This window comes from Aeromonas sp. QDB56 (assembly GCF_027705505.1).
Taxonomy (GTDB): domain Bacteria; phylum Pseudomonadota; class Gammaproteobacteria; order Enterobacterales; family Aeromonadaceae; genus Aeromonas; species Aeromonas caviae.
Genome location: NZ_JAPDBZ010000210.1, coordinates 1 through 1128, shown reverse-complemented (window position 1 = coordinate 1128; position 1128 = coordinate 1). Strand labels below are relative to the sequence as shown.

1 protein-coding gene is annotated in these 1128 nt (G+C 60.0%); it reads left to right on the top strand.

The window, feature by feature from the left end; translation table 11 throughout:
• Positions 1–115: 115 nt before the first annotated feature.
• Positions 116–1128, top strand: a 1013-nt coding sequence (locus tag OKB81_RS19535; RefSeq protein WP_270805393.1) for a type I restriction-modification system subunit M, incomplete at its 3' end; no start/stop codon positions are given.

Genomic DNA, 1128 nt, shown 5'->3' with positions numbered 1-1128 from the left:
CGGGCCAAACGGGAAAATCAAAAACGGCAGATTTTCACAGCCAGCACCGAGGCCACGACTGGAGGCCAGATGCTGTGATAGGATCACGCTATTTCGAGCGTTCCACGGGGTTTCCATGACAACCAATATCTCATCCCTTGCCAACCTTATCTGGTCGGTGGCTGACCTCCTGCGAGGTGATTTCAAACAGTCCCAGTATGGCCGCATCATCCTGCCATTCACCGTGTTACGTCGTCTTGAGTGCGTACTGGCCCCGACCCGTGACAAGGTGCTGGCCACCGCCGAGAGCACCAAGGCCATGCCCGAGCTGGCCCGCCATAAGCTGCTGCTCAATGCCGCCGGGCAGAGCTTCTACAACACCGCCAAGCTCACCTTGGATAACCTTGGCGAGAAGCAGATTGGCGACAACCTGGATGCCTATGTGCGGGGCTTTTCCCGTGAGGCATTCGAGGTGTTCGAGCACTTCAACTTTGCCGCCAGCATCGATCTGCTGGAAGATGCCGACCTGCTCTACAAGGTGGTTCGCAACTTCGCCAACGTCGATCTCTCCCCCGAAACCGTCGACAACTACCACATGGGTCTGGTGTTCGAGGAGCTGATCCGCAAGTTTGCCGAGAGCTCCAACGAGACCGCCGGTGAGCACTTCACCCCCCGTGACATCGTCCGCCTGACCACCTCCCTGGTGTTTGCCGCCGATGACGAGGCCCTGACCACCGCAGGCGTGGTGCGGACCATCTATGACCCCACCGCGGGCACTGGCGGCTTCCTCTCCTGCGGCATGGAGTACCTGCACGAGCTGAACCCGGCGGCCCGTCTGGCCACCTTCGGGCAGGAGCTCAACCCCGAGTCATTCGCCATCTGTAAGGCCGACATGCTGATCAAGGGGCAGGACATCAGCAACATCAAGCTGGGCAATACCCTCTCCGACGACCAGTTGCCGCTGGAGAAGTTCGACTACTGCCTCTCCAACCCGCCATTCGGGGTGGACTGGAAGAAGGTCGAGAAGCAAGTGCGGGACGAACACCTGCTAAAGGGCCACAGCGGCCGCTTCGGGGCAGGTCTGCCCCGTGTCTCTGACGGCTCACTCTTGTTCCTGCAACATCTGATCGCCAAGATGAAGCCGGAGGG